The following is a 24,032-nucleotide window of genomic DNA, read 5'->3' as shown; positions in this document are numbered from 1 at the left end:
ACCAGGGACGATCCCCGCGTCAGCGCATCGATACGGCCCGGTCCGGGTAGTGGCCCCCGGAACCGTCGGCGCGCTCATGAGCGGAGGAGCCATGTACGACGACTCCCCGGACGGCCTCCTCGCCCTGGCCAACAGCATCGCCGGGCTCGTCGGCGCGCCGGTCACCATCGAGGACGACGCCTCCGAGTTGATCACCTACTCGCCCGGCCAGGAGTACTCGGACGACGCCCGCGTCGCGACGATCCTCAGCCGCCGGGTGCCCGACCGGTACCGGCCGCTGCTGCGCAACGACCGGCTGGACGTGCGGCTGGCGGGCTCGTCCGTCCCGCTCTACGCGGACTTCCGGGCGTCCGGGGCGCCCGATGTGCTGCCGCGGGCGATCATGCCGATCCGGGTGGACGACCTGTCCGTGGGGTCCATCTGGGCGATCGTGCCGACCGCGCCCTCCCGGGAGCAGCGGGCGGCGCTGGAGGAGGCGGCCGCGCTGGCCGCCCCGGTGCTGGCCCGGCAGATCGCCCGGCGGCGCGGGGAGGAGGCGCGGCGGGCCGCGGCCGTACGCGCCCTGCTGGGCGGCGGGCCGGGGGCGGTCGAGGCCGCCGCCGCACTGCCGCTGGCGCCCGGCCCGCTGGCCGTCGTCGCGCTGCGGCCGGTGGTCGCGGCCCCGTCCGGCGAGCCGCTGCGGCGCGCGCTCGCCGGGCTGGACGGGCTCGCCGGGCCGACGCAGAACACGATCCACGCGGAGGCCGACGGCGCGGGCTACGCCGTGCTGCCGGTACGCGACGAACGGCGGCTGGCGCGCGTCGTCCGCGAACTCCAGGACCGGTCCGGGCTGGTGGCCGGGGTGGGCCGTACCGTCCCCGGCCCCGACGCGCTGGACCGCTCCCGGGCCGACGCCGACCTGGTCGTCCGGCTCCTCACCCGGCTGGGCGGCGCGGGCGGCGCGGCCGCCCACATCCGCGATGTCCACCTCGACGCGCTGCTCATGCAGACGGTGGACCTGGCGGACGAGTCCGGGCACGACCCGCTGGGCGCGATCGCCGAGCTGGAGCGTTACGACCGCGAGCGCGGCACGGAACTGCTCGACAGCCTGGCCCGCTACCTCGCCGCCGGTGAGGACGCCCGGCTGGCCGCCCGCCAGCTGCACATCCACCCCAACACCCTGCGCTACCGCCTGCGGCGCGCACACGAGATCGCGGGCCTCGACCTCACCGACCCGGCCGCCAAGTTCGAAATCCAGCTGCGCCTGCGCCTACGAGCCCTGCGCCTGCCGTAGGTGGCGCCGGGCCCGTACGCGTCCTCCGGCCCGCCGCCGACTTCCGGCGCGGCCCTGGCGGCCGACGCCCCGCGCGGGCATGCTCGCGCCGAGTGGCCACGCGCCGGGGGCGCCCCCCGCCGGGACGGCTCAGACCCCGCCGGGACGGCCCTCCGCCAGGGGCGGCCTCCTGCCGGGACGGCCCTGCCCGCGCCCGGGGGCGGGCTGCATCGGAACAGTCCTCCGCCCGGGGATGCCCCTGCTGAGACGGCGCTGCTCGCGCAGGAGGGGCGGCCCGGCACCGGGGCCCTGCCCGCGCCCGGGGTGGACCCCGCCGGGACGGCCCTCCGCCAGGGGATGCCCCCGCCGGGACGGCCCGGCCTGCGCCCAGGGCGGCCCGGCACCGGGAGGCCGGACCGGCACCACCGCCCGCCCGGCCCGCGCCGGTGGCTTGTGCCGCGCGACAACACCCGCCCCCGCGCAATCGGCCCCCAGGACAGTGCGGCGCGCGCCCCCGCCCGCCCATGATGCGTACGCAGCACGCGACACCGGGGAACCCGGGGAATCCAGGGGAAGGGGAACGCCACCGTGTCCACACCACGCAGCGCCGTCGTCGTCGGTGCCGGAATCGTCGGGCTCGCCACCGCGTGGGCGCTCCAGAGCCGGGGTGTCGAGGTCACGGTGGCCGAGCGGCGGCGGCCGGCGGCCGGGGCGTCGTGGGGGAACGCGGGGTGGCTGACGCCGGCGCTCGCCTTGCCGCTGCCCGAGCCCGCCGCGCTGCGGTACGGGGTGCGCAGCCTGGTCACGCCGACCTCGCCCGTCTACATCCCGCCGCGGGCCGATCCGCGGCTGGCGCGCTTCCTGCTGTCGTTCACCCGGCACTGCACCCCGCGTCGCTGGCGGGTGCTGGCCACCACGTTCGCCGCGCTGAACCGGCACGCGCTCGCCGCGTACGACGAGCTCGCGGCGGGCGGTGTCGAGGAGCCGACCGTCCCGGTGGACCCGATGCTGCTCGCCTTCGGTACGGCGGCCGAGCGGGCGGGGATGGTGGAGGAGCTGGAGCACGCGCGGGCGGCGGGCTACGAGATTCCGTACGAGACGATCGACGGCGACCGTGCCCGCTCCCTGGAGCCGGTGCTCAGCGACGCGGTCGGCGCGGGCATCGCGCTGCACGGGCAGCGGCGGCTGAACCCCGGGAACTTCGTGCGGGCGCTGGCGGACGCGGTGCGGGAGCGCGGCGGGAAGGTCGTGGAGCAGGCCGACGTATCGGGCATCCGCGACCTGGGCACGGGCGTCGCGGTCGGCACGTCGCAGGGCGATCTGCGCGCGGACGTCGCCGTCGTCTCCACCGGGACCTGGCTGAACCGGCTGGTCCGCCCGTTCGGGGTGCGGGTGCCCGTCCAGTCCGGGCGCGGGTACAGCTTCAGCGTGCCCGCCGCGGGCGCACCGGCGCGCCCGACCTATCTGGCCGGGCAGAAGGTGGTGTGCACCCCGCTGGGCGACGGCCGGGTGCGGGTCGCCGGGATGATGGAACTGGCGCCTCCGGAGCGGCCGGTCGATCCGCGCCGCATCCAGGCGATCATCGCCGCGGCCCGTCCGCTGCTGCGGGACGTCGACTGGGACGGCCGCCGGGACGAGTGGGTCGGCTCGCGCCCGTGCACCGCCGACGGGCTGCCGCTGGTCGGCCCGACCGCCTCGCCGCGGGTGTACGTGAACGGCGGCCACGGCATGTGGGGCGTGGCCCTCGGCCCCCTCACCGGACGGCTGCTCGCCGACGCCATCACCACCGGCACCGCCCCCGCCGAACTGGCCGCGCTGCATCCCCTGCGCTGACTGCGCTGACCGCGCTGAGTGCGCTGACGTTTTACGGGCGCGGGCCCGGTTACCCGGTGCGGTGACAGCGTCGAAAGGAGTCACCGATGAGCACCGTGCGGGAGACCGTCGAGGTTGAGGTTCCGCTGCACACGGCCTACAACCAGTGGACGCAGTTCACCGAGTTCCCGCGGTTCATGGAAGGCGTGGACCAGGTGACCCAGGTGGACGACCGACACAACCACTGGTCGACTTCCATTGCCGGTGTGCACCGCGAATTCGACACCGAGATCGTCGATCAGCTCCCCGACGAGCGCATCGCCTGGCGTACGACCTCGGGCGACGTGCAGCAGCAGGGCCTGGTGACCTTCCGGTCCCTGGACGACACCCACACCGAGGTCAACCTGGCCATGGTCTTCGAACCGACCGGCATGGCGGAGAAGGCCGCGGACATGACCGGGACGCTCGACCGCCGGATCAAGGGCGATCTGCACCGGTTCAAGGACTTCATCGAGCACCGGGGCCAGGAAGAGGGCGGCTGGCGCGGCCGGATCAGCCCCGGCTGACCGCCTTCGCTCCGGACCGAGGGCGTCGGCCGACTATCCGGGTCGGCCGACGCCCTCGCGCGTGCCCTGGCGCGTCCCGGCCGCTGAGAGGCCCTTGCCCGGCCGCCGTACCGGGCGCAAGCTGGTCATATGGGTACTCCAGGAGGCCCTACGCTCATCACCTCCGTGCAGCGAGCCTTCCGCCTGATGGAGGCCGTGGGCGCACACGAGGGCGGTGCGCCGGCGAAACAGCTGGCGCGGGAGGCGGGGCTGCCGCTGGCCACCGCGTACCACCTGCTGCGGACCCTCGTCCACGACGGCTATGTGCACCGGCTGCCCGACGGCGGCTTCGTCGTCGGCGACAAGCTGCACACGCTCCAGGTCGGCAGCCGCGGGCAGGCGCTGCTCAACCGGGTGCGGCCGACGCTGGCCGGGCTGCGGGACGAGCTGTCGGCGGCCGCGTATCTGACCTTCTACGAGGACGGCGAGATCCGGGTCGCGGAGATCGTCGACAGCCCCCGGGCGCCCCGGGTGGATCTGTGGGTGGGGTTCGAGGACGCCGGGCACGCCACCGCGCTCGGCAAGTGCGTGCTGCGCGAGCTGGGCGACGAGGCCCGCAGCGACTATCTGTCCCGGCACCCGCTCGTCGACCTCACGCCCCGCACCGTCACCCGCCCCGCCGAGCTGCTGCGGCGGCTGGACGCCTCGGCCGCCGGTGAGCCGGTCATCGACCTGGAGGAGTACGCGCTGGGCACGGTCTGCTTCGCGGTGCCCGTGTACAGCGGGGACCGGCTCGGATCGCTCGGGGTGTCGCTCCAGGCCGGTCGGGCGGGCCTGGCAGGTCGGTCCGGTCGGTCCGGTCGGTCCGGTCAGGCCGGGCAGGGAGACCGGGCCGCGCGGCTGGAGGAGGTACGCGAGCTGCTGCTGCCGACGGCCGACCGCGTGACCAGGAGCCTTTCGCTCACTATCTGAAATTCCGGCCCTTGTCGCTCTCCGCGAAGCGCTGGTTCTCTGGATGAAACGGACATCACGCCGTATCCGAACGAACCCGGCGAGCGAGAGAGAGCAGTCGACCCGGACATGATCCAGGCCCGTACCCATCTGGACCAGCCCTATCCCCCCGCGCCGTTCGCGGCCGGAGTGCCCGTACTCATCCTGGGCGCGGTCGCGGCCATCGCCTTCGTCACCGGAGACGGGACGAGCTGGCTGCCGCTGCTCGCCGTCGGACCCGCGCTGGCCGCCGCCGTGTGCCGCCCGTGGGCGGTGCTGCGGATCGGGTTCCTCGCCGTCGCGCTGGGCGCGGGGCTCGGCGCGTGGCAGGCCGCGCCGGTCCACGGGCAGGCGGTCGTGCTGTCGACGCTCATCGCGGTGACCCTGGCGAGCTGCCTGGCCAGCGTGTTGCGCAGGCGCCGGGAACGGGTGCTGGCCGCGGTCCGCTCGGTCGCCGAGGCCGCGCAGAACGCGCTGCTCCGGCCGGTGCCCGCGAGGGTCGGACAGTTCCAGGTCGCGGTCCGCTACAGCGCTGCCGCGGCGGAGGCCCGGGTGGGCGGCGACCTGTACGCGCTGGTGTCCACCCCGTACGGGGTCCGGCTGATCGTCGGCGATGTGCGCGGCAAGGGGCTGCCCGCCGTGTCCACCGCCGCGCTGGTGCTCGGCGTGTTCCGGGAGGCCGCGTACGACGAACCGGACCTGCTGGACGTCGTCGGCCGCATCGAGCGCAGCCTCGCCCGTAACCTCGCCCCGGACGACTTCGTCACCGCCGTCGTCGCCGGATACCCCGCCGACGGGCGCATGGAGATCGTCAACTGCGGCCACGCGCCGCCGCTGCTGATCGGCCCGGCCGGTGCGGTCGTGCCCGTCGAGCCGGTGCGCCCGGCGCCGCCGCTGGGCCTGGCCTCGCTGGGCGGGGAGGCGCCGAGCCTGGAGGTGGTGCCGTTCGCCGACGGCGACCAGATGCTGCTGTACACCGACGGGGTCATCGAGGCGCGCGACCACGGCAGGGCGTACTTCCCGCTGGCCGAGCGGGTGCCCGGGCACGTCTCCGACGAGCCGTCCCGGACCCTGGCCGGGCTGCACGACGAACTGCTGGCGCACGTCGGCGGGCGGCTGCACGACGACGCGGCGCTCCTGCTGCTGCGCAAGCCCGCCCCGGGCCGGGTGGAACCGGCGGTCGACGCGGCCACCGACACCACGGGCGTCTGAGCGTCCGAGCGGCGGCCCGCTCCAGCCGCGGAGGCCCGCTCCAGCCGAAGTCGGCGATCAGTTCATGGAAGAGATCGTGCACGGCATGGGCGGGCTCCGACAGCGGTTGATGGTCGGACGTACACAGGGAGAGCTTGACCGGGATGGTGGGATTCACGATCCGGCGCACCACCAGGTTCTGCACGTCGAGGATCGCGCGCGCCGCCGACCACGGCAGCACCGTCGCCCCCAGGTCCGCGCCGACCGCGCTGACCAGCGTCAGGACGGACTCGACCTCGCCGATCACCCGCGGCTGGAGTGACGCCTGCTGGAACGCGGCGTCCACGACCTGACGGATGGTGTGGATCCGGCTGGGCAGCAGCAGTTCCACGTCCGCCAGCTCCTCCAGCGGGACGTCCGCGCCCCCGCCCGGCTCCGTCGTCCTGCCCGGCGCCGCGATCAGGAACAGGTCCTCGGTGCGCAGCGGCAGCGCGAGCGCCGCGCCCATGCTGTACGGGGCAAGACCCACCGAGACGCTGCCCGCGGGAGCCCGCCCGGACACGTCGACGGCGGCCTGCGCCAGTTCGACCTGGCGCAGGATGAGCTGGGCGTGCCGGTACAGCGCCCGGCCCGCCTCGGTCGGTGCCACGCCGCGCTTGCTGCGGATCAGCAGCTGCTGTTTGAAGTGCGACTCCAGGTAGGAGAGCTGCTGGCTGAGGGCGGGCTGCGCGATGTGCAGGATGTCGGCCGCGCGCGTGATGCTCCCGGCGTCGACGATCTTCACGAACGAGTAAGGGGTTGGTCATCGACGCCACGGCGCGGCGGCGGCGCAGACCGGGGGCATCTGAGTACCCGGGCTCATGCGCCCCGCCCCGCCTCCGGGTTGGCTGGAGCCCATGGCTGAGAGCACTGTGTGCGAGAACGCGCCGTGTCACGACGTGTGGTGTGACGACGTTCGGTGCGGTGTCGCGCCGCCCGAGCGGGAGCGCGGCCCGGACGACCGGGTCTCCTGGCAGTGGATCGCACCGCTGGTCTCCACGCTCGTCACCCCCTTCCTGGCCTTCTGGGCCCTCGTATTCATCCCCTTGTTCACCCCCGGCTCCGTGGTCTTCCGCTGCGCCCTCGCCCTCCCGCTGGGTCTGCTGATCGCGGCCTGGGCCATACCCCGGCGGCGGCGCCACATCGGCCGCCGCGTGCTCTACGCCGTCCTCGCCCCGGCATCGGTGTTCGTCCTGTACCTGAGCTGCGCCCGGCCGATGCCGAACCCGTGAGGGCGGCCCGCACCCGCCCCGTTGCGCTTCCGGACACGGATTGCGATCATCCGGTTACGGTTCTCGGCGCGATGACCGGGCTCTTCGAGGGGTTCGCTACCAGGCCGTCCTGCCCGGGCTCGGTATCTACGACGGTGCCGATCAGATCCGGCAGAAGCTGCGCCACTGGTCGGCCGACACCCGGCTCACCCCGGACGAGTGGTGGTCGTGTACGTCGCCGGGCACGGCCTCGTCCACGCCGGGACCGGGACTATCTGCTGCGCTGGGACTCGCAGGACGACGACCCGGCCACCACTGCCCTGGCCACCGAAGACCTGGTGCGCACCCTGTGCCAGGGCGAGCTGCGCCATCTGCTGATCGTGCTGGACACCTGCGGTGGCGGCGCGGGCAGCGCGGATGCCGCCGGGCCGGCGCTCCAGCCGATCGCGTACCGGCACGGCGGCGGCGCGGCCTCGACCGGGCTGCGGTTCCTGGCGTTCGGCCCGTGGCCAGCGCGCCGAACTGGCCAGCGGCCTGGTCACGGGCCTGGCCCCGTTCCTGCCCAACGCCGGTTACCGCGAGGAGCTGCCGCCCCTCGGTACCGACCTCGAAGTGCAGCGCAGGGTCGCCGTACGCCGTGCAGCGCGCCCTGAACGCCCTCAGCCACTCGGCCTTCTTCGCCGGGCTCAGCGAGCCTCATGATCGTCAGCGCCCGGCAGGTCCGCCGCTACGTCACTGACCCCGACCTCCGCGCCCGCGTCCAGGACCGCCTCGCCCGCGCCGTGACTGACGGCACCGAGGCCATCGTCGCCCACTCCCTGGGCACCGTCGTCTACGAAACCCTCTGTGCCCAGCCGAGTGGCCCGACCTGCACCTCATCACCCTCGGCTCCCAGCTCGCCATCCTCCGCCTGGTCCTCGACCGCCTCCTGCACCAGCCCCCGGGCCCACGACGTCCGCCCGTACCTGACGGCCCGCGAAACCGGCGCCGCCGTCGCCGAGGCACTGGCCGTGTAGCGCGGCTTCGCGTGGCTCCCGGCACGAAGTGTTCTGACACCGCCACTCGGATACCGCCGTTCCGCCGACAGCCGCCCGGGTGGATTCCGGGCGGCCCGGTGGCGTGGTGCGGACCGGGGCCGGGGGTGGGTTCCTAAGGTCGGGGTCACGGCAATGGGCCGATCGTCCGGAAATCACAGGTGGGTGTGGAATGGGCCGCTTCTCCGTACGGCACCGACTGACCGCGCTGGCAGGAATCCTGACGCTGTGTGCGTACGGGCTCGTCTCCGGCCTCGCTCCGGCGGCCGCCGCGCCGCGGGTCGCGCAGTTGTACGTCTCGGAGTACACCGACAACACGGTGCTGAAGGTCGCCACCGACGGCAGCGGCCAGGCCACCGTGCCCACCATCGGTCTCACCCGTCCCACCGGCCTCGCCCTCGACACCGACGGCAACCTCTATGTGTCCGACACCGGCAACAACCGGGTGGTGACGGTTCCCGCGGACGGCGGTGGGCAGAGCACGCTCCCCACCACCGGGCTCTCCCGCCCGATCGGGCTGGCCATCGACACCGATGACACCGACCACGACGGCGACGATGAAGGCGACGACGACCTCTTCATCGCCGACAGCTTCAACGACCGGGTGGTGGAGATCCCCGCGGACGGCAGCGGGTTGCAGATGACCGTGCCCACCACCGGCCTGGTCCACCCGGACGGCCTGGCGCTCGACGCGCACGGCAACCTCTACATCGCCGACTTCGTCAACGACCGCGTCGTGGTGGTGCCCGTGGACGGCGGGCCGCAGACCACCGTGCCCACGGCGGGGCTCTCCGAGCCCACGGGGCTCGCGTTCGACCACGCCGGGAACCTGTACGTCGCCGACTCGGGCAACGACCGCGTGGTGAAGCTGCCCCGGGGCGGCGGCCCGCAGACGACCGTCCCCGCGACCGGGCTGAACACCCCGCAGGGGCTGGCGGTCGACGCGTACGGCAACCTGTTCGTCGCCGACTTCGGCAACGACCGGGTGGTGGAGGTCCCCGCGGACGGCAGCGGCCAGACCACCGTGCCCATCGCCGGGCTGAGCAGCCCGGTCGGGCTGGCCATCCCACCGTCCCACCCCGTGTCCACCCGCCTCGAGGCGAGCGCAGCCACCGTGGAACGGCACACGTCGCCCGCGTCCCTGCGGGTCAAGGGGCTGTCCGCCACCCTGACCACCGCCGACGGTGACCCGCTGCCCGGGCAGACGGTCCGGTTCACCGACAACACCGGCGCCCGCAAGTTGTGCGCCGCGGTGACGAACAGCCGGGGCCGGGCGCGGTGCGACGCCACCCTCCGCACCGGTTCGCGGGCCCGCTACGACGACCTGCGCCACCACGGCTACCGCGCCACGTACGCGGGCACCGCCCCGTACCTGCCCAGCTCGGCCGCCGCCCACCTGCGCGCCGCACGCCGCACCTGACCCGGCGTATCGGATCAGCCCGCGGCGCGCCGCCCCAGCAGCTCCGGGGCGAGCCCAGGAACGCTCTGTCGCCGTTGTCGAAAGGCCAGAGTTGATTTAGCTCTGGTAAAGTCCTCAGTCACCCGTAAGGGGGAGGTCGACATCATAGGGGGATGAGTGTCGTTCGATGAGGAGTGGGCCCGACTGAAGGCCGATGCACAGAAACGCCGGGCCGACGGCATGCAGCTCAATCAACTGCAAGCCCAGAAGGGCGATGGTCCGGGTGGTGCGCCGGACGGGAAGAAGCTCGACTACAACACGGATTCCATCAACGGTAATGCGAATCTGCTGATTGAAATTGCCGGGCTCCTCCACCAGGGAAGGCCCGATGCTGAGCTGTGCACCATGGCCCGGGAACCCAGGTCGCACGGTGACGTCGCTGCTCAAGTCGAACGCTTCGGCAGGTTCGCCGACGATCAATTCCTGGACGCAATATCCCTGTTCGCCGCCCTCGCCACACGTCTCAAGAGTGTCGGAACCGACTTCGTAACGGTGGAGGACGACAACGCGCGGCGGTTCCTCGACGACGTTCTGAATGGCCAGTACGTGGCGCCGGGGGTGAAATGAGCGAGGAACTGAGTTACCGCAAGGACGTCGAATTTCTGGAGGACTGCAAGCCATCGCTCGTCAAGCGCAACGCCGACGAGTTCAAGCGGCTGCACGACCTGCTGGTGGAAGTGGACGATCCGGCTGAGAGAGCGGAAAAGCGCACCCACTGGCGTAGCGAAAACAGCGTTCACTATGAAGCACGCGTCGCCGAGGCGCGCAAGCTACTGACGCACATTGCTGAGGGGTATGGCAAGGCCAACACCGCCTTGCGTGAATATGCCTATGCTCTGGTGACTGCCAAGAAGCACTACTCCAATGGAAAGGTGAACGAACAGGCGCTTGCCGAGCTGATCGGCACCAAAGGCACCGCGATCACCCGTGAGGCGCAGGAGGCGGAACCCATGCGCCAGTGGGAGGACATGCGGGCGACCACGGGCGTCATGGATTTCTTTGCCGAGGTCACCATGGATGTCGACGACATCAAGGACGAGGCGAACCGGCTCCACAACGCGGCCGGCGGCGACTTTCACCTCGCCAAGACCACGGAGAAGGAAGCCCGTGACCTGTGCGTCCACGGCCTGAAGGCGGCGTACGACCTGCTGCCCGAATACCGGCTGGGCCTGACCGAGCGCGTGGACGTATTCTCGGCCATCGAGGCCATGCGTCAGGAGGCCCGGGAGGCGAGCAGCAACCCTCTCACCAAGCTTCCCGGCAGCGGCCCCAAGCGGGACTACTCCGGTCAGGTTGGGGACGCCATCATCTCGCCGACACTCCGTGACATACGCACTCAGGTGGCCAACCTGCCTGACGCGAAGGACGCCTACTGGGATCCACCGTCCTCGGACCAGGACCGAAAGGAATGGATCGCCGCGAACAAGGAGACCATCCGTGCTGCGGCGAAGAACTCGGGACTGCCCGCGGACATGGTCGCCGGTATCGCCTGGCAGGAGGTCGGCGGCCAGCCTGGCTACATGGACGACGCCGTCGACACCATTCGCGAGCAGTTCGACGTCCCGTTCAGCCCGCTCGCGCCCGAGAACCTGCCGTGGCGGGCCGGCGGAAGCCCCGATGAAACGTCTTTCGGCCCCATCGCGATCCAGGTACGGCGGGGTGCTGAAGTGCTCGGCTACGACCCGGACAACCTCACGGAAGCGCAGCGGGCGACCGTCGAGGAGTCCCTCCAGGATCCGGGGCAGAACATCTTCATCGCGTCCGGGTACCTGGCGCAGCTCAAAGCCGAGAGCAAGTTCGCCGATGTGCCGGCGGACGAGATGACGCCCGCCCAATACCAGGAACTCGCCGCGCGGTACAACGGCGGACCGTACTGGCAGGGAAGTGACGCTCAGGCTTACGGCCGGGGCTTCAACAACGACATCGACCAGGCGAGGGAAGCACTGCGCTGATGCTCGAGGACCGCACCGAAGCCGCCACGTCGGCAGAGGACCAAGGCTGCCTGCGGTGGGTTCTGGCCGTCCCGCTGGTGATTCTTCACCTGATCGCGGCCTTCTTCTGCTACACGGCGCTGACCATCGAGCCGTCGGGCAGCTGGGACGACGACGCACGTGCCGGAATCGTCCTGGCGTGCGTGCTCACCCTCGGGGCGAGCGCTCTTGCCGCGCTGATCACGGTGATGCCGTCGGTACGGCGCGTCATGGGGCCGTGGTGGCTGGCACCGCCGCTGGTGCTCGGGGCAGTCGCGGCGGTGCGGTGGGGGCTGTTGGGGGCGTAATGGCCCCTACGGGACCCTGGCGTCAGGTCAACCGGAGTGGCCCGTCACGCGGCCGATCCACGTCATGAGTCCGCCGCGTCCTCGTTGGCGCCGTGTCCGGCGTCCCAGTACATGAGGGCGTCGACGTCGTCGACCAGGTTGTCCAGGCCCGCGGCGAGGTTGCCGACGACGGTGAGCGAGGTGTCGGTGTCCTTGGTGCCGACGCGGATCCACCAATGCTTCGCCCGGCCCGGGTTCCGCTGCTCGATGAAGAACATGGGGTTCATCAGGTCGAGCGTGCGGGGCAGCCCGCCACCGCTGCCACCGCCGGGCGGGGTCATCGGGGAACCGCCGACCCCGGTGGCGTCCCCCACGGACGGCGGCATGTAGCCGCCCACCGCGTTGGCGAAGAGGATCGGCGCGCGGTCGCGTCGACCGCCGCGCCGTCGATCTCGACGGGCACGCTGACGTTGAGGCACTGGTACGTCGCGTCCACCGGGTTCGTGACGTACGTGATGGCCTTGTAGAAGTGGTACGTCACGGCCGTGTCGCCGGTGTCCGTGGCGACGGTCGTCGTCAGGACCGTGTAGGCGTCCTTGTCGAAGACCAGCGCGTCCGAGGGCTTCCGCGAGCGGGCGGCGACGGCGAGGCCTGCTGCGCGCTCACCTGGCTCGCGGTCGGCATGGGCCTCGCCAGCCCGACGCCGGAGGCCGCCAGCAACGCCGTACTGCCGCTGTCGTTCCTGCTGCCCTTCGTCAGCAGCGCGTTCGTGCCGGTCGACGCGATGCCCGGCTGGATCCGGTGGTTCGCCGAGTACCAGCCCTTCACCACCGTGGTCGAGACCCTGCGCGGGCTCCTCACCGGCACGGAGATCGGCCACAACGGCTGGCTGTCCGTCGCCTGGTGCCTCGTCATCACCCTGCTCGGCTACGTCTGGTCGCAGCGCCGTTTCGCCCGCGACCCCCGCTGAACCCCTCCCACTCCACCCGCCGACTCCACCAGGAAGCGAGACCGCCATGTCCGAGAACGCCGTCCACCTCACCCCCGAGCAGGTCGAGGACCCCGTACGCGGCTACGCCGACCTCCGTACCCGCGACGAACTCCCGCACGCCGTCCTCCCCGGCCTCACCACCCCCGTCCGGCTGGTCACCCGGTACGCCGACGTCAAGGCCGCCCTCACCGAGCCGCGGCTGATCCGCGACCGCACCCGGATCCCGGCAGACACCGACGCGGCCGAAGCCTCCGACGCGCAGGACGAGTTGCTGGAGGCGGCATCCGCCGGGCTCCCCGCCGAGTACGTGAAGTACTTCTCCGGACACCTCGCCCTCTTCGACGGCGAGGAGCACGCCCACCGCCGCGCCCCGCTGACCCGCGCGTTCACCGCCCGCCGCATCACGGCGCTGCGCGCCTTCGTCGAGCGGACCGCGGACGCCCTGGTCGCCGAGGCCGAGGCGAACGGAGGTACGGACCTCCTCGGCGCCTTCGCCTACCCCCTGGCCACCCAGGTCATCTGCGAGCTGATCGGCGTCGAGGAGCGCGACCGCGACCAGGTCTGCTCCTGGATGCGGGACTTCGCCTTCGGCGACGGCAGCCGGGCCGGGGAGGCGCTCGTCGCGCTGGTCGAATACGCCAAGGAGCTGATCGCCCGCCGCCGGGCCGAACCCACCGAGGACCTGATCTCCGCCCTCCTCGACGGGGACCAGCTCACCGAGGACGACCTGATCGGCATCGTCTTCCTGCTCATCAACACCGGCATCACCCCGCCCGCGCTCTTCCTGGCCCACGCCGCCCTCGCCCTGCTCGACCACCCCGAGCAGGCCGCCCGGCTGCACGCCGACCCCGGACTCCTCCCGCGCGCCGTCCCCGAACTCCTCCGGTACGTCTCCATCGTCCGCATCGGCGCCACCCTCTACGCCACCGAGGGCTTCGACTTCGCGGGCACCGCGCTGCGCCGGGGCGAGTCGGTGACGGTCGCCCTGCTCGCCGCCGACCACGACCCGGAGGAGTTCGGCGACGGCGCCGGACAGCTCGACGTCGGCAGGGAGTTCGGCCGCGGCGACGGCCACCTCGCCTTCGGCCACGGCGCCCACTACTGCATCGGCGCCGCCCTCGGCCGCCTCCTCACGAGCGTCGTCCTCGACCGCCTCTTCGTCCGCCGCGCCGACCTGCGCCTCGCCGTGGCCCGCGCCGAGCTGGAGTTCGGCCACTGGCCGGGCGACGGCTTCCACCTCCTGCGCCTGCCGATCCGCCTGTGACCCCGGCCCACCGGCTCCTGGGGCCCTGTCACAGGGGGAGGCACCGGCCCGCGGCTCCCGGGTCACTGGCCCCCGCCACCGGCTCCGGCGCCTCCCCTCAGCCGCGGAGCCTCAGCCGCGGAGCCTCAGCCGCGAAGCCTCAGCCGCGAAGCCTCAGCCGCGAAGCCTCAGCCGCGGAGCCTCAGCAACGCGACCGCCGCGCCCGGGAGTCCGTCCCGGCCCAGGGCGGCGTACGTCGACACCGCGTCGTCGTACGCCGCCCCGTCGGCCTTCTGCGCCGCGTGCCGCGAACGGGGCGACGCCATCGTCGGCTGGAAACTCCGTAGGCACCGGAACCGCTCGGCCAGCGCGATCAGCCGCACGCCCGTACCCGCTCGCCCCGCCGCGAGGTCGGCGTAGCCCAGGGCCAGCAGCACCACGCCGCAGATCGGGATGTCCACCGCCACGGCCCGGTTGAGCAGCGCCACGATCCGCTCCGTGAGCGCCGCCGCGGACCCGGACACCAGGTCGAGGCGGCCGTGCTGGGAGTGGGCCGCGACCGAGACGGCCTGGATCTCCAGTGCCCAGGGCTCCAGCAGCGGATCGCCGTCGCTCTCCAGGGTGCTCGTGGCCCGCCGCCACAACGCCAGCCCCCGCTCCGTCTCGCCCCGCGCGAGGGCGATCTCGGCGCGCGCCCCGAGGTCGGGGGTCAGCAGGTCGACGGCCTCCTCCGGCCGGTGCAGCACCGCCTGCTCCAGCCAGCGTTCGGCCGCTTCGAGGTCGCCGGTCTGGAGGTTGGCCAGCACCATGCCCCAGCGCAGGCCCATCATGTCGTTCCAGTCGCCCAGTTCGTCCATGATCCGCATGGCCTCCGCCATGTGGATCAGCGCCTCCGCGCCGCGCTCGGCGTGCAGGCACAGTTCGCTCAGCCGCGAATGCCCCATGACGGACAGCCACGGCACGCGCCGTCCCTCGAACGCGGCGAGCATCCGCCGGGCGGCAGCCATGGCCCGTTCCGGCTCGTTCTCGCTCTCCCACAGATAGCCCGCCACCCCCTCCGCGACCCCCGCCACCAGCGGCTCGTCGCTCGCGCACAGCCGCTCCAGGGCCGTACGGTCCGGACCCACCACCTCCGGTATTCGGCTGAGCACCGTGGCGAGCGCGCCGATCAGGGTCCCGGGCGCGCCCGGGGGCAGTCGGCGCAGGACGGCGAGGAAGCGCGGCGCGCTCGTGCCCCCGCCGAGGAACGCGTTGACCGCGACCAGGGTCGCGAGCGTGCGGACCGGCTCGACGCCGTCGGGCTCCGGCCGGTAGTGGGACAGCAGCGGACCGGTGTCCTCGGCCAGCGCGAACAGCCGGGTGTAGTGGGCCTCGGTGGCCCACAGCGTGCCCAGGGCGGCCGCGGCCGCCACGACCGTCGGCATGTGGCGCGCGTCCAGGCCGATGCGCAGCGCCCGCACCAGGTTGTCCTGCTCGGCCCGTGTGCGGTGCCAGGCGGCGATGGCGTCCGGGCCGAAGGGCGCGTCGTGGTACGTCGTGCCGAAGTACCGGGCCCAGGCGAGGAAACACCCCGTGACCTGCTCGTCCTCGCCCGCCGCCGTGCGGTGCGCCGCGCTGAACTCCCGTACGGTCTCCAGCATCCGGAACCGGGCGCCCGCCGGGGTGTCCGTCACCTTCAGCAGCGACTGCCCGACGAGATCCTCCAGGATCTCCAGCGCGTCGTGACCGACGAGGTGCTCCGCCGCGTCGGCCGTGAAACCGCCCGGGAACACGGACAGCGCCCGCAGGGCCGCCTGCCCGTCCGGGGCGAGCAGGTTCCAGCTCCAGTCGACCACCGCGTGCAGCGCGCGGTGCCGCTGCGGCGCGTCCCGCGTCCCGCCCCGCAGCAGCGCGAACCGGTCCTCCAGCCGCCGGGCGATCTCCGCCACCGACAGCACCCGCACCCGCGCGGCGGCCAGTTCCACGGCGAGCGGCAGCCCGTCGAGACGGCGGCACAGCGCGGCAACGGCCTCGGCGGGCAGTTCGACGTCCGGCCGCGCGGCCCTGGCCCGCTGCTCGAACAGCTCGACCGTCGTCGAGGGGTCCAACTCCGGGAGCAGATAGACCGATTCGGCGGCGATGTCCAGCGGGGTACGGCTCGTGGTGAGCACCCGCAGCTCGCGGGTCGCCGCCACCAGCGCCCGTACGACCTCGGCGACCCCGCCCACCACCTGCTCGCAGTTGTCGAGCACCAGCAGCACCGGGCCCGCCCCGAGCGCCGCGACGAGCCCGCCCAGCACCTCGGCGGAGGGCGCGCCGCCCGCGCCGCCCACCGCGGGGGCAGCGGCACCCACCGCGGAGGCGATCTCGCCCGCCACGTCCTCGTCCCTCGTCACGCCCGCCAGCGGCACCAGATGCACCACCCGCTGCTCGGCCGCCCGCGCCACCGCCGCCGCCAGCCGGGTCTTGCCGAGCCCGCCGGGCCCGACGATCGACGTGACCCGCGAGGAACGCAGCAAGCCCGCCACGGCCGCGATGTCCCCGTCCCGGCCGAGCAGCGCGTTCGGCTCGTGCGGCACCCCGCGCCGCACGACGGGCGCCTCGCCCCGTAACAACTCCTCGTGCAGGGCCCGCAGTCCCGGCCCCGGGTCGGTGCCCAGCTCGTCGCGCAGCCGCCGCCGGTAGCGCTCGTACGTGGCCAGGGCCGCGGCCGTGCCCGCGGTCGCCGCCTCGCACCGCACCAGCTCGAGCCACAGCTCCTCGTCCCGCGGGAACTCCCGCACCAGCTCCGCCAACGGCCCGGCCGCCGCCTCCCGGCCGCCGGTCCGGGCCAGCCCCAGGGCCCGGCCCCGTCTCAGCGCCCGGTGCGCCGCCGCCCGCTCGGCCCGCAGCGCCGCGACCGGATCGCCGAGCACCGCGTCCGCGTCCCGGCCGCCGTCCCCGCCCCCGCCGCCGTCCCAGAGGGCGAGCCCTTCCTCCGCCTCGGCGAGCGCCCCGGCATGGTCCCCGGCCCGAGCCTTCTCCGCGCAGGCGGCGGCGTGCAGCAGAACGGCCGAGGCGTCCACCCGCTCCTCGGCGAGCCCCAGCCGATACCCGCTGGGCGTGCTCACCACCACCTCGGCCCCGAGCCGCGACCGCAGCCGCGAGACCAGGATCTGCACCGCCTTGACCGGATTCTCCGGCTGCCCGTCCGGCCACAACCCGTCGACCAGCCGCCCGGTGCTGCACCCGGCGCGCAGGTCGGAGGCGAGCAGCGCGAGCAGCCCCCGGAGCCGCGGGGCGGTGATCTCCTCCCCGCGATACGAAACCGTCGACAGGACGGTCAGCTCGATGGTCACCCGCGCAGATTAGCGAGCGGTGCGCGGACGTTTCGGCTGTCCGGTCGATCGTGCGGGAGAAGAGCTCCGGCCAGCCCTGTCGATCCCGTGGATCCCTCGTCCCGGCGGTTGGCGTGCGATCCGGTCGTCAGACGCCCGTCGGCCCGCCGGGCCGGACCGGAATGGAGCGCACCATGACCACGTCGTCCTCGATCCGGAACGCGATCGCCCTGCCGAAGCGGACCTGGACGGCGTGGAGCACCCCTACGACGAGCAGCACAACACCTACTGGCTCGACGAACCCTTCACCTGCACCAGGCGCGCCGCCCCCGCGTAACGAGGGGTCCACGGTCCTCGGTCAGCTCCTCCGCTTGCCCTTCCTCTTCTGCGGCTTGCTCCAGTCACCCCGGTGCAGTTGGCAGCGGGAGTAGCCGACCATCGCGGGCTTCTGGCACGGCCTCCCATGCCGTCTCGGGTGAAGCGTCACCGGGCCGGGGTACGGTCCACACCGGCCGGGGACACATGCGGCCGAATCCGGGCCATCCGAGACCGGATCCATGGCATGGACCGCTGCCGACTGCTACTGCTCGCCCTGCGGCAGGTGCGCCTTGGCGTCGTCGTACGTGGCGTCGCCGGTCGACTCGGCCAGCGCGTAGACCAGGTGCAGCACCCCGGTGCTGAAGGTCTTGGACGACAGCAGCCGCAGCGGAATCGTGGTCTCTCCCTCGTCGAACAGCCGCATGCCCCTGCGCACGGCGATCGGGTGCACCAGCAGGTGCAGCTCGTCCAGCAGCCCGTGCGCCAGCAGCTGCCGTACGACCGACACCGAGCCGCTCATCGCGATGTCCTTGCCCGGTTCTCCCTTGAGCGCGGTGACGGCGTCGACCACGTCGCCCTTGAGCTGCTCGGTGTTCCGCCAGCTGAACGACAGCTCCTGGCGCGACACGACGATCTTGCGGGCATCGCCGAGCTTCTTCGCGAAGTCGGCGTCCTCACCCCCGGCCGCCTCCCGCTCCGGCCACGCCCCGGCGAAGCTGTCGTACGTCTTGCGGCCCAGGAGGAGCGTGTCGGTCACGCCGAAGGTCGCGTCGACGGCGGCGCCCATCTCGTCGTTGAAGTAGGGGAAGTGCCACTGGTCGGGGGCTTCCACGACCCCGTCGAGCGAGATGAACAGGCTGGCAATGATCTTCCTCATGATGCCCCTCCACGAGCGGTACGGATGACCCTTCCTCCTCTCGGACCGCGGTCACCGCACAAACTCATCGGCGGCGGCCGGGGTGAAAAGGGAGCCGGGTCGTACGCTGTGGGCGCAGTCGGTGCGAAACCCCCGACGGGGTAGGCGTCGGCCGTAGCTCAGCCGAAGGAGTTCCCATGTCGATGGTCGGCAACCTCCGGAAAGTGGCGCGCCTGGCCCGGCGCCGCCGCCGCGTCGATCTCAACCACCCGGCCCGCTCGCCGCTCGGCACGTCGGTGGTGAACTGCGTGGCGTACGTCGACGGGAAGCGCCAGCCCGGCGACTGCCCGGTCGAGGAGGCGATCGCGCGGGTGCGCCGGGCGGGGCGCGGCTTCGTGTGGATCGGGCTGCACGAACCCACCGAGCAGGAGTTCTCCGGGATCGCGGAGCTGTTCGCGCTCCACCCGCTGGCGGTCGAGGACGCGGTCCATGCCCATCAGCGGCCGAAGCTGGAGACCTACGACGACACGCTGTTCACCGTCTTCAAGACGGTCCGGTACGTCGATCACGACGAGCTGACCACGACGAGTGAGGTCGTGGACACCGGCGAGGTCATGGTCTTCACCGGTCCCGATTTCGTCATCACGGTACGGCACGGCCGCCACGGATCGCTCGGCCCGCTGCGGGAGGAGCTGGAGGCCGAGCCGGACCAGCTGGCCAAGGGCCCCTCCGCGGTGCTGCACGCCATAGCCGACCACGTGGTCGAGGACTACCTCGCGGTCGCCGACGCGGTCCAGGACGATATCGAGCTGGTCGAGACGGAGGTCTTCGCCCGCGAGCCCGCGGTCCGGGCCGACCCGGGCCGGGTCTACCAGCTCAAGCGGGAGCTGCTGGAGCTCAAGCGCGCGGTGGCGCCCCTGGACCGCCCGATGGAACGGCTCTCCGCGCAGCGCCTCCCCGCGGTCGACGCCGACATCCAGACGTACTTCCGGGACGTCGCCGACCACCTGGCCCGGGTCACCGACCAGATCGCCGCCTTCGACGACCTGCTGAACTCCATACTCCAGGCCCATCTCGCCCAGGTGACCGTCGCCCAGAACGAGGACATGCGCAAGATCACGGCCTGGGCGGCGATCATCGCCGTCCCCACCATGGTGTGCGGCGTCTACGGCATGAACTTCGACCACATGCCCGAGCTGCGCTGGCGCTTCGGCTACCCGCTGGTGATCGTCGTCATCGCCACCGCCTGTTTCGCCATGCACCGGGGCTTCCGCCGCAACGGCTGGCTCTAGGGGGTGTCCGCAAAGTCCCGCCGGGCCCGCGACGCCTGGCACGCTCCCCCAGCTACCGCTGGGAGGTGCCCCCTCTCGCTGCGTTGTCGGGCGCGTCCGAGTAGGCCCGCCCCCGGACTCCGTCCGGGAGGTGCCCCCCACGAGGACGACCCTCCGCCTTGCGATCGTACGCGCCCCCGGCTACCGCCGGGAGGTGCCCCCTGACGCCGCGGGCTGATCCGACGCGACTTTGCGGACACCCCCTAGCCGTCATCACCCGTCGTGGCGCTGCCGGTAGTGCTCGCGCCAGCGCGGTGTCGCCGCGCCGTCGAGGACGGTCATCACCACGTCGTGCGCCAGCCGGTCGTCGATCGGCATGTGGCCGAACAGCACCCGGTGGTAGGTGGTGGCGGCCAGCAGGTCGAGCAGCAGGTCGAGGTCGGCGTCCGCGCGCAGGTCGCCGCGTTCGATGCCGCGGAGCAGCGCCGCCCTGGTGGTGGCGCGCCGGGGGTGGAAGAGCGTGTCGGCGAAGACCCGGTCCAGTTCGGGGTCCCCGGCCAGGTCCGCGATCAGCGCGGGCAGCGTCCGGCGGCCGAAGGCGCCCCCGAAGGCCTGTCCGATGGTCTCGATGCCGAGGATCAGGTCGCAGTGGGTGCACCCCGTGTCGGGGGTGGGGGCGGTGCCCATGATCTCGCCGAGGGCCGTGATGACCAGCAGTTGCCGTGACGCCCAGCGGCGCCGGATGGCGGGTTTGGTGGTCCCGGCCCGGGCGGCGACGCCCTCCAGGGTGAGGCCGGGGTAGCCGACCTCGGCGAGCAGTTCCCGGGTGGCGCTCAGGATCGCGGTGTCGAGCCGTGCGTCGCGCGGCCGCCCTGCCGCCCTGGCCTCGGTGCGGGCCTCGGTGCGGGCGGGGGTGTTCCCGGGGTTTGCCATGGCGGCCAGTATAGGTAGCATGCAGTTTCGTTCCGTTCCGTATCGTAATGAAATTGGGGGGAGTTCCATGTCACCACGGCAGGAACTGGCCGACGAAGAAGCCGCCCATGCCCCGGGGGCCGTGGGGCAGGGCGTCTTCCAGGCCCCGTACACGGCCTTGACCTGGGGAATCGTCCTCTCGGTCGGCCTGGTGGCCTTCGAGTCGATGGGTGTGGCCACCGTGCTCCCGAAGATCGCCGGTGCGCTGGGCGGCCTCGACGCCTACGGCTGGGGCTTCTCCGCCCTGATGCTCGCCAACGTGATCGGCACCGTCGCCGCCGGACGCTCCGCCGACCGCCGCGGCCCGGCCCGGCCGCTCGGCATCGGCCTGGCCGTCTTCGCGGCGGGCTGCGCCCTGGCCGGGGCCGCGCCGAACTGGCCGGTCTTCCTCGCCGGGCGCTTCGTCCAGGGCCTCGGCGTCGGCGCCGTGATGGCCCTGGCGTACACCGTCATCGGCCTGCACTACCCGGAACACCTCAGGGCGCGGATGTTCGCGCTGGTCTCCGGCGCCTGGACCGTCCCCTCGCTCGCCGGACCGGCCGCCGCCGGACTCATCGCCGAACACGTCCACTGGCGCGGCGTGTTCGTCCTGCTCCTGCCGCTGATCCTGCTCGCCTGGGCCATGGCGGTGCCCCCGCTGGCGCGCCGCGGCCACCCGGACCCGCCCGCCGCCGACGCGCCGCGTGACGCCTGGTGGCGCGGCCCGGTGGCGCGCGGGGTCCTGGTCAGCGCGGGCACCGCGGTGCTGCTCGGCGGCCTCCAGTTCACGAACCTCGCCGTCCTGCTGCCGCTCGCGCTGCTCGGCAGCGTGGCCGCGGTGCTGGGCCTGCGCACCGTACTGCCGACCGGTACGTTGCGCGGGCGGCGCGGCGTACCGACCGGAGTGCTGATCCGCTTCCTGCTGTGCGGCGCCTACTTCGGCAGCGAGGCCTTCCTGCCCCTCGGCCTCACCGAGCTGCGCGGGCTGAGCACCACCGAGGCCGGTCTCGGCCTGTCCGCCGGGGCCATCGCCTGGGTGCTCGGCGCGGCCTGGCAGGGCCGGGCGGACGACCGCTGGAGCGGGCGTTCCCGCGCGCTGCCGATCGCCATCGGCTGCGCGATCCTGGCCGCGGGCGTCGGCGTCATCGCCGCCGGAATCCTGATCGACTCGGTCCCGGCCCCGGTCGCCGTGGTCGGCTGGGCGGTCGGCGGCATCGGCATGGGCATCGCGTTCAACGCCGCCACCACCGACGCCATGGAGCAGGCGCCCGCCGACCGGCAGGGCGAGGCCAGCGGCGCGCTGCAACTCGCCCAGACCCTGGCCACCGCCGTCCTCACCGGCCTCGGCGGCGCGGCCATCGCCCTGGCCCACGCCCACGCCGCGGCCACCGCCACCGCCCTGACGGCCACCTTCGCCCTCACCACGGCCCTGGCCGTCCTCGGCGTGGCGATCGCCCACCGCATCAGGGCCTGAGAATTCCCCGGGTCAGCGAAGAGCGGTGGCGTTGGCGGGGGAGCCGACGCCACCGGTGAGGTTCAGGGGCTTGACGGTCAGCAGGCTGGTCCAGCGGCCCGTGGCCCGGCAGTCGGCCGCCAGGTCGGTCAGGTTCCACAACTCGCCCAGGGGAAGGCCGAGTTTGGCTATCAGCTCCTGGTGCATCATGCCGTCGTCCTCGGGCGCGCTCTCGTGGAAGTCGCTCCCGGGCGCCACGGGCAGGACCTCGACGGCGAAGGTGTCCGTGGCCAGCAGCGCGATGCGGTGGTCCCAGCACCAGGCGGCGACGTCCCGGGACTGGACGAATCCGGTGGCGCCCCGCGCGTCGCGGGCCGCGGCCCGTTCGCCGGGTTCGGCGGTGAGGTACCAGTGGGCCCAGCCGGTGTGGACGAGGAGCAGATCGCCGGGTTCGACGCGGCAGCCCTGGGCCTCGAGCGCCGCGTCGAGCAGCTCGGGGCCGAGGGCGGGACCGGCCGCGTGGTCGAGCGGTGTGCCGCGGCCGCGGAGGAGGCCGTCGAGGTCGACGAGGAGCGCGCGGCCGACGATCGGGGTCTCGGCCCACAACTGCACCCCGAGGCGCGGGCTCCGCGGTGCGATCGCGTGATCGGGTACGGCGTTGTAGAAGCCGTGCCCGGACGCGCGGCGGTGGCGCAGGCCGTCGATCTGGGTGCTCGCCTGGAGGAAGAACTCGTCCAGTACGTCGTCGCGGGCCTGGTCGTGTTTGGCGGTGATGCGGTGGCGGGGGATGCCGCGGGCCCGGGACATGGGCGGGTCGAAGGCGTCGAGGGCGTAGTCGAGGTTGACGGCACGGCCGTCCCGGACCTCGCGGGCCGCCCGCCGGATCTGCTCGGGGCCCGCGAAGTTGGCCATGCCGCGTTCGGGCTGGTCGGGGAAGAGGTGCCAACTGGAGCCGGGCGGGGCGTCGGTGCGCCGCAGCAACGCGTCGTAGGTGAGGGAGGGCAAGGAGTGGGACAACGGGAGAGGCGCTTTCTGCTCGAGCCCTTCAGGCTGTTCAAGGACAGCGGGCGGCGATGGCACCGGCCGCCCGGCGCACTTCGGTGATGACGCGCGGGTGGTCGGCGGTGGGCAGATCACTGCTGGGGGCGGCGACGCTGAGCGCGCCGAGCACCTGTTCACCGCGGCGGATGGCGGCGCTGACGGCGGTGACGTCCAGCGCGCGTTCGCTCAGGGAGACGGCGTGGCCGTCCTCCTTGGTGCGCCGGAGCTCGTCGCGCAGGTCGTCGGCGCTGACGCGTTCGCCGGAGATCCGGGTGAAGGGGGTGACGCTGTCGACGTAGGCGTCGCGTTCCTCCTCGGGCAGCCAGGCGGCCAGGGACTTCCCGGCGCCCAGGTGCAGGGGGAGCTTCTCGCCGATGGGCAGTTGGTAACGGAGCGGATTGAGGCCCTCGACGCGGGCGATCGGCACCCGGGTGAGGCCGACGCGTACGTACAGGGTGGACGTCATGCCGGTCGTGGCGGCCAGTTCCTGGAGCACGGGCAGGGCGACCTGGCTGAGCCGGTTGTTGACCAGGAAGGCGTGGGCGGTGGCCACGGACGCAGGGCCCGCGACATAGCCGGGCTCCTCCTTGACGGCGTAACCGCGGTCGATGAGGACGTTCAGGATGCGCTGAGCGGTGGCCACGTGGAGCTCGGCGCGGCGCGCGATCTCGCTCAGACGCAGCGGGTGGCGGGCGTCCTCCAGGACGGACAGCACGTCGAAGGCTCGGTCGACCGAGCGCATCGGAGAGGCGGGGGTGGCCATGGGGTGGCTCCTGGGTGGTCTGCTCGACTGCGGAATTTCCTGATAAGTGTTATCAGCAT

Annotated in this window: 22 protein-coding genes and 2 pseudogenes; 15 read left to right on the top strand and 9 right to left on the bottom strand. The window is 73.0% G+C overall.

All coding sequences use genetic code 11. The features are described from left to right. The first annotated feature begins 91 nt into the window (after positions 1 to 91). From LCH29_RS26885 to LCH29_RS26865, 5 genes are all read left to right on the top strand, one after another. Positions 92 to 1,273: a PucR family transcriptional regulator gene (locus LCH29_RS26885; RefSeq protein WP_446464299.1), complete on the top strand. Its 1,182-nt coding sequence runs from the start codon at positions 92 to 94 to the stop codon at positions 1,271 to 1,273. A 567-nt stretch (positions 1,274 to 1,840) separates the two neighbouring features. After that, entirely contained in the window at positions 1,841 to 3,085 is a 1,245-nt protein-coding gene (locus LCH29_RS26880; protein ID WP_446464298.1) for an NAD(P)/FAD-dependent oxidoreductase, read from the top strand. A gap of 86 nt (positions 3,086 to 3,171) precedes the next feature. After that, positions 3,172 to 3,630 carry an SRPBCC family protein gene (locus LCH29_RS26875; RefSeq protein ID WP_446464297.1) on the top strand — a complete coding sequence of 153 codons (459 nt, stop codon included), beginning with the start codon at positions 3,172 to 3,174 and terminating at the stop codon, positions 3,628 to 3,630. 129 nt (positions 3,631 to 3,759) lie between these two features. After that, on the top strand, positions 3,760 to 4,581 hold the full coding sequence (locus LCH29_RS26870; RefSeq protein WP_446464296.1) for an IclR family transcriptional regulator: 822 nt from the start codon (positions 3,760 to 3,762) through the stop codon (positions 4,579 to 4,581). A gap of 108 nt (positions 4,582 to 4,689) precedes the next feature. Then, positions 4,690 to 5,811, top strand: coding sequence for a PP2C family protein-serine/threonine phosphatase (locus LCH29_RS26865; protein WP_446464295.1), 1,122 nt, complete (start codon positions 4,690 to 4,692; stop codon positions 5,809 to 5,811). Positions 5,812 to 5,884: 73 nt separating this feature from the next. Here LCH29_RS26865 and LCH29_RS26860 read toward each other — a convergent pair. Further along, positions 5,885 to 6,574, bottom strand: a pseudogene (locus LCH29_RS26860) (LysR substrate-binding domain-containing protein); the annotation flags it as partial. 112 nt (positions 6,575 to 6,686) lie between these two features. Between LCH29_RS26860 and LCH29_RS26855 the strand changes: the two are divergent. Continuing rightward, positions 6,687 to 7,061 carry a hypothetical protein gene (locus LCH29_RS26855; protein ID WP_446464294.1) on the top strand — a complete coding sequence of 125 codons (375 nt, stop codon included), beginning with the start codon at positions 6,687 to 6,689 and terminating at the stop codon, positions 7,059 to 7,061. Positions 7,062 to 7,246: 185 nt separating this feature from the next. Here the strand turns inward: LCH29_RS26855 and LCH29_RS26850 are convergent, their stop codons facing one another. Beyond that, complete coding sequence (locus LCH29_RS26850) at positions 7,247 to 7,582, bottom strand: hypothetical protein (protein WP_446464293.1); 336 nt, start codon at positions 7,580 to 7,582, stop codon at positions 7,247 to 7,249. A gap of 156 nt (positions 7,583 to 7,738) precedes the next feature. Between LCH29_RS26850 and LCH29_RS26845 the strand changes: the two genes are divergently transcribed. From LCH29_RS26845 to LCH29_RS26825, 5 genes are all read left to right on the top strand, one after another. Further along, positions 7,739 to 8,056 carry a hypothetical protein gene (locus LCH29_RS26845; protein ID WP_446464292.1) on the top strand — a complete coding sequence of 106 codons (318 nt, stop codon included), beginning with the start codon at positions 7,739 to 7,741 and terminating at the stop codon, positions 8,054 to 8,056. A 190-nt stretch (positions 8,057 to 8,246) separates the two neighbouring features. After that, positions 8,247 to 9,494 (top strand): hypothetical protein, encoded by a 1,248-nt coding sequence (locus LCH29_RS26840; RefSeq protein WP_446464291.1) that lies wholly within the window; start codon positions 8,247 to 8,249, stop codon positions 9,492 to 9,494. A gap of 156 nt (positions 9,495 to 9,650) precedes the next feature. After that, the gene (locus tag LCH29_RS26835; RefSeq protein ID WP_446464290.1) at positions 9,651 to 10,100 is read left to right on the top strand and encodes a hypothetical protein; all 450 of its coding nucleotides are present in this window, start codon (positions 9,651 to 9,653) and stop codon (positions 10,098 to 10,100) included. Then, positions 10,097 to 11,485 (top strand): hypothetical protein, encoded by a 1,389-nt coding sequence (locus LCH29_RS26830; RefSeq protein WP_446464289.1) that lies wholly within the window; start codon positions 10,097 to 10,099, stop codon positions 11,483 to 11,485. The genes LCH29_RS26835 and LCH29_RS26830 overlap by 4 nt, the downstream gene beginning before the upstream one ends. After that, a complete protein-coding gene (locus tag LCH29_RS26825; RefSeq protein WP_446464288.1) occupies positions 11,485 to 11,811 on the top strand; it encodes a hypothetical protein in 327 nt (108 codons plus the stop codon). The genes LCH29_RS26830 and LCH29_RS26825 overlap by 1 nt, the downstream gene beginning before the upstream one ends. A gap of 62 nt (positions 11,812 to 11,873) precedes the next feature. Here the strand turns inward: LCH29_RS26825 and LCH29_RS26820 are convergent, their stop codons facing one another. Beyond that, a complete protein-coding gene (locus LCH29_RS26820) occupies positions 11,874 to 12,176 on the bottom strand; it encodes a hypothetical protein (protein ID WP_446464287.1) in 303 nt (100 codons plus the stop codon). A 272-nt stretch (positions 12,177 to 12,448) separates the two neighbouring features. On the opposite strand from LCH29_RS26820, the pseudogene LCH29_RS26815 reads away from it, so the two are divergent. Beyond that, positions 12,449 to 12,760, top strand: a pseudogene (locus LCH29_RS26815) (ABC transporter permease); the annotation flags it as partial. Between the two features lie 46 nt (positions 12,761 to 12,806). After that, positions 12,807 to 14,045 (top strand): cytochrome P450, encoded by a 1,239-nt coding sequence (locus LCH29_RS26810; RefSeq protein WP_446464286.1) that lies wholly within the window; start codon positions 12,807 to 12,809, stop codon positions 14,043 to 14,045. A gap of 167 nt (positions 14,046 to 14,212) precedes the next feature. Here LCH29_RS26810 and LCH29_RS26805 read toward each other — a convergent pair whose 3' ends face one another. The 3 genes from LCH29_RS26805 to LCH29_RS26795 all read right to left on the bottom strand — a co-directional run bounded on the left by LCH29_RS26805 (position 14,213) and on the right by LCH29_RS26795 (position 18,515). Continuing rightward, positions 14,213 to 17,341, bottom strand: a complete 3,129-nt coding sequence (locus tag LCH29_RS26805; protein ID WP_446464285.1) for an ATP-binding protein — start codon at positions 17,339 to 17,341, stop codon at positions 14,213 to 14,215. A gap of 127 nt (positions 17,342 to 17,468) precedes the next feature. Beyond that, on the bottom strand, positions 17,469 to 17,600 hold the full coding sequence (locus LCH29_RS26800; protein ID WP_446464284.1) for a hypothetical protein: 132 nt from the start codon (positions 17,598 to 17,600) through the stop codon (positions 17,469 to 17,471). Between the two features lie 300 nt (positions 17,601 to 17,900). Continuing rightward, positions 17,901 to 18,515: a dihydrofolate reductase family protein gene (locus LCH29_RS26795; RefSeq protein WP_446464283.1), complete on the bottom strand. Its 615-nt coding sequence runs from the start codon at positions 18,513 to 18,515 to the stop codon at positions 17,901 to 17,903. 176 nt (positions 18,516 to 18,691) lie between these two features. Between LCH29_RS26795 and corA the strand changes: the two genes are divergently transcribed. Beyond that, the gene (gene corA / locus LCH29_RS26790; protein ID WP_446464282.1) at positions 18,692 to 19,786 is read left to right on the top strand and encodes a magnesium/cobalt transporter CorA; all 1,095 of its coding nucleotides are present in this window, start codon (positions 18,692 to 18,694) and stop codon (positions 19,784 to 19,786) included. Positions 19,787 to 20,038: 252 nt separating this feature from the next. Here the strand turns inward: corA and LCH29_RS26785 are convergent, their stop codons facing one another. Then, positions 20,039 to 20,698: a TetR-like C-terminal domain-containing protein gene (locus LCH29_RS26785; RefSeq protein ID WP_446464281.1), complete on the bottom strand. Its 660-nt coding sequence runs from the start codon at positions 20,696 to 20,698 to the stop codon at positions 20,039 to 20,041. A gap of 67 nt (positions 20,699 to 20,765) precedes the next feature. On the opposite strand from LCH29_RS26785, the gene LCH29_RS26780 reads away from it, so the two are divergent. After that, on the top strand, positions 20,766 to 22,190 hold the full coding sequence (locus LCH29_RS26780) for an MFS transporter (protein ID WP_446464280.1): 1,425 nt from the start codon (positions 20,766 to 20,768) through the stop codon (positions 22,188 to 22,190). A 12-nt stretch (positions 22,191 to 22,202) separates the two neighbouring features. On the opposite strand, the gene LCH29_RS26775 is transcribed toward LCH29_RS26780, so the two are convergent. Together LCH29_RS26775 and LCH29_RS26770 are read right to left on the bottom strand one after the other, a co-directional pair. Then, on the bottom strand, positions 22,203 to 23,186 hold the full coding sequence (locus LCH29_RS26775; protein WP_446464279.1) for a cyclase family protein: 984 nt from the start codon (positions 23,184 to 23,186) through the stop codon (positions 22,203 to 22,205). Between the two features lie 37 nt (positions 23,187 to 23,223). Next, on the bottom strand, positions 23,224 to 23,973 hold the full coding sequence (locus tag LCH29_RS26770) for an IclR family transcriptional regulator (RefSeq protein ID WP_446464278.1): 750 nt from the start codon (positions 23,971 to 23,973) through the stop codon (positions 23,224 to 23,226). Positions 23,974 to 24,032 lie beyond the last annotated feature (59 nt).

The organism is Streptomyces sp. BRA346, assembly GCF_052851135.1.
The sequence above is the reverse complement of the archived record's forward strand: the minus strand, read 5'-3'. Positions and strand labels throughout refer to the sequence as shown.

Excerpts from the sequence above, each read along its gene's own strand:
- LCH29_RS26885 (WP_446464299.1), top strand. The coding sequence starts at position 92 with ATGTACGACGACTCCCCGGACGGCCTCCTCGCCCTGGCCAACAGCATC.
- LCH29_RS26875 (WP_446464297.1), top strand. The coding sequence starts at position 3,172 with ATGAGCACCGTGCGGGAGACCGTCGAGGTTGAGGTTCCGCTGCACACG.
- LCH29_RS26870 (WP_446464296.1), top strand. The coding sequence starts at position 3,760 with ATGGGTACTCCAGGAGGCCCTACGCTCATCACCTCCGTGCAGCGAGCC.
- LCH29_RS26865 (WP_446464295.1), top strand. The coding sequence starts at position 4,690 with ATGATCCAGGCCCGTACCCATCTGGACCAGCCCTATCCCCCCGCGCCG.
- LCH29_RS26855 (WP_446464294.1), top strand. The coding sequence starts at position 6,687 with ATGGCTGAGAGCACTGTGTGCGAGAACGCGCCGTGTCACGACGTGTGG.
- LCH29_RS26845 (WP_446464292.1), top strand. The coding sequence starts at position 7,739 with ATGATCGTCAGCGCCCGGCAGGTCCGCCGCTACGTCACTGACCCCGAC.
- LCH29_RS26840 (WP_446464291.1), top strand. The coding sequence starts at position 8,247 with ATGGGCCGCTTCTCCGTACGGCACCGACTGACCGCGCTGGCAGGAATC.
- LCH29_RS26830 (WP_446464289.1), top strand. The coding sequence starts at position 10,097 with ATGAGCGAGGAACTGAGTTACCGCAAGGACGTCGAATTTCTGGAGGAC.
- LCH29_RS26825 (WP_446464288.1), top strand. The coding sequence starts at position 11,485 with ATGCTCGAGGACCGCACCGAAGCCGCCACGTCGGCAGAGGACCAAGGC.
- LCH29_RS26820 (WP_446464287.1), bottom strand. The coding sequence starts at position 12,176 with ATGCCGCCGTCCGTGGGGGACGCCACCGGGGTCGGCGGTTCCCCGATG.
- LCH29_RS26810 (WP_446464286.1), top strand. The coding sequence starts at position 12,807 with ATGTCCGAGAACGCCGTCCACCTCACCCCCGAGCAGGTCGAGGACCCC.
- LCH29_RS26795 (WP_446464283.1), bottom strand. The coding sequence starts at position 18,515 with ATGAGGAAGATCATTGCCAGCCTGTTCATCTCGCTCGACGGGGTCGTG.
- corA (WP_446464282.1), top strand. The coding sequence starts at position 18,692 with ATGTCGATGGTCGGCAACCTCCGGAAAGTGGCGCGCCTGGCCCGGCGC.
- LCH29_RS26785 (WP_446464281.1), bottom strand. The coding sequence starts at position 20,698 with ATGGCAAACCCCGGGAACACCCCCGCCCGCACCGAGGCCCGCACCGAG.
- LCH29_RS26780 (WP_446464280.1), top strand. The coding sequence starts at position 20,766 with ATGTCACCACGGCAGGAACTGGCCGACGAAGAAGCCGCCCATGCCCCG.
- LCH29_RS26770 (WP_446464278.1), bottom strand. The coding sequence starts at position 23,973 with ATGGCCACCCCCGCCTCTCCGATGCGCTCGGTCGACCGAGCCTTCGAC.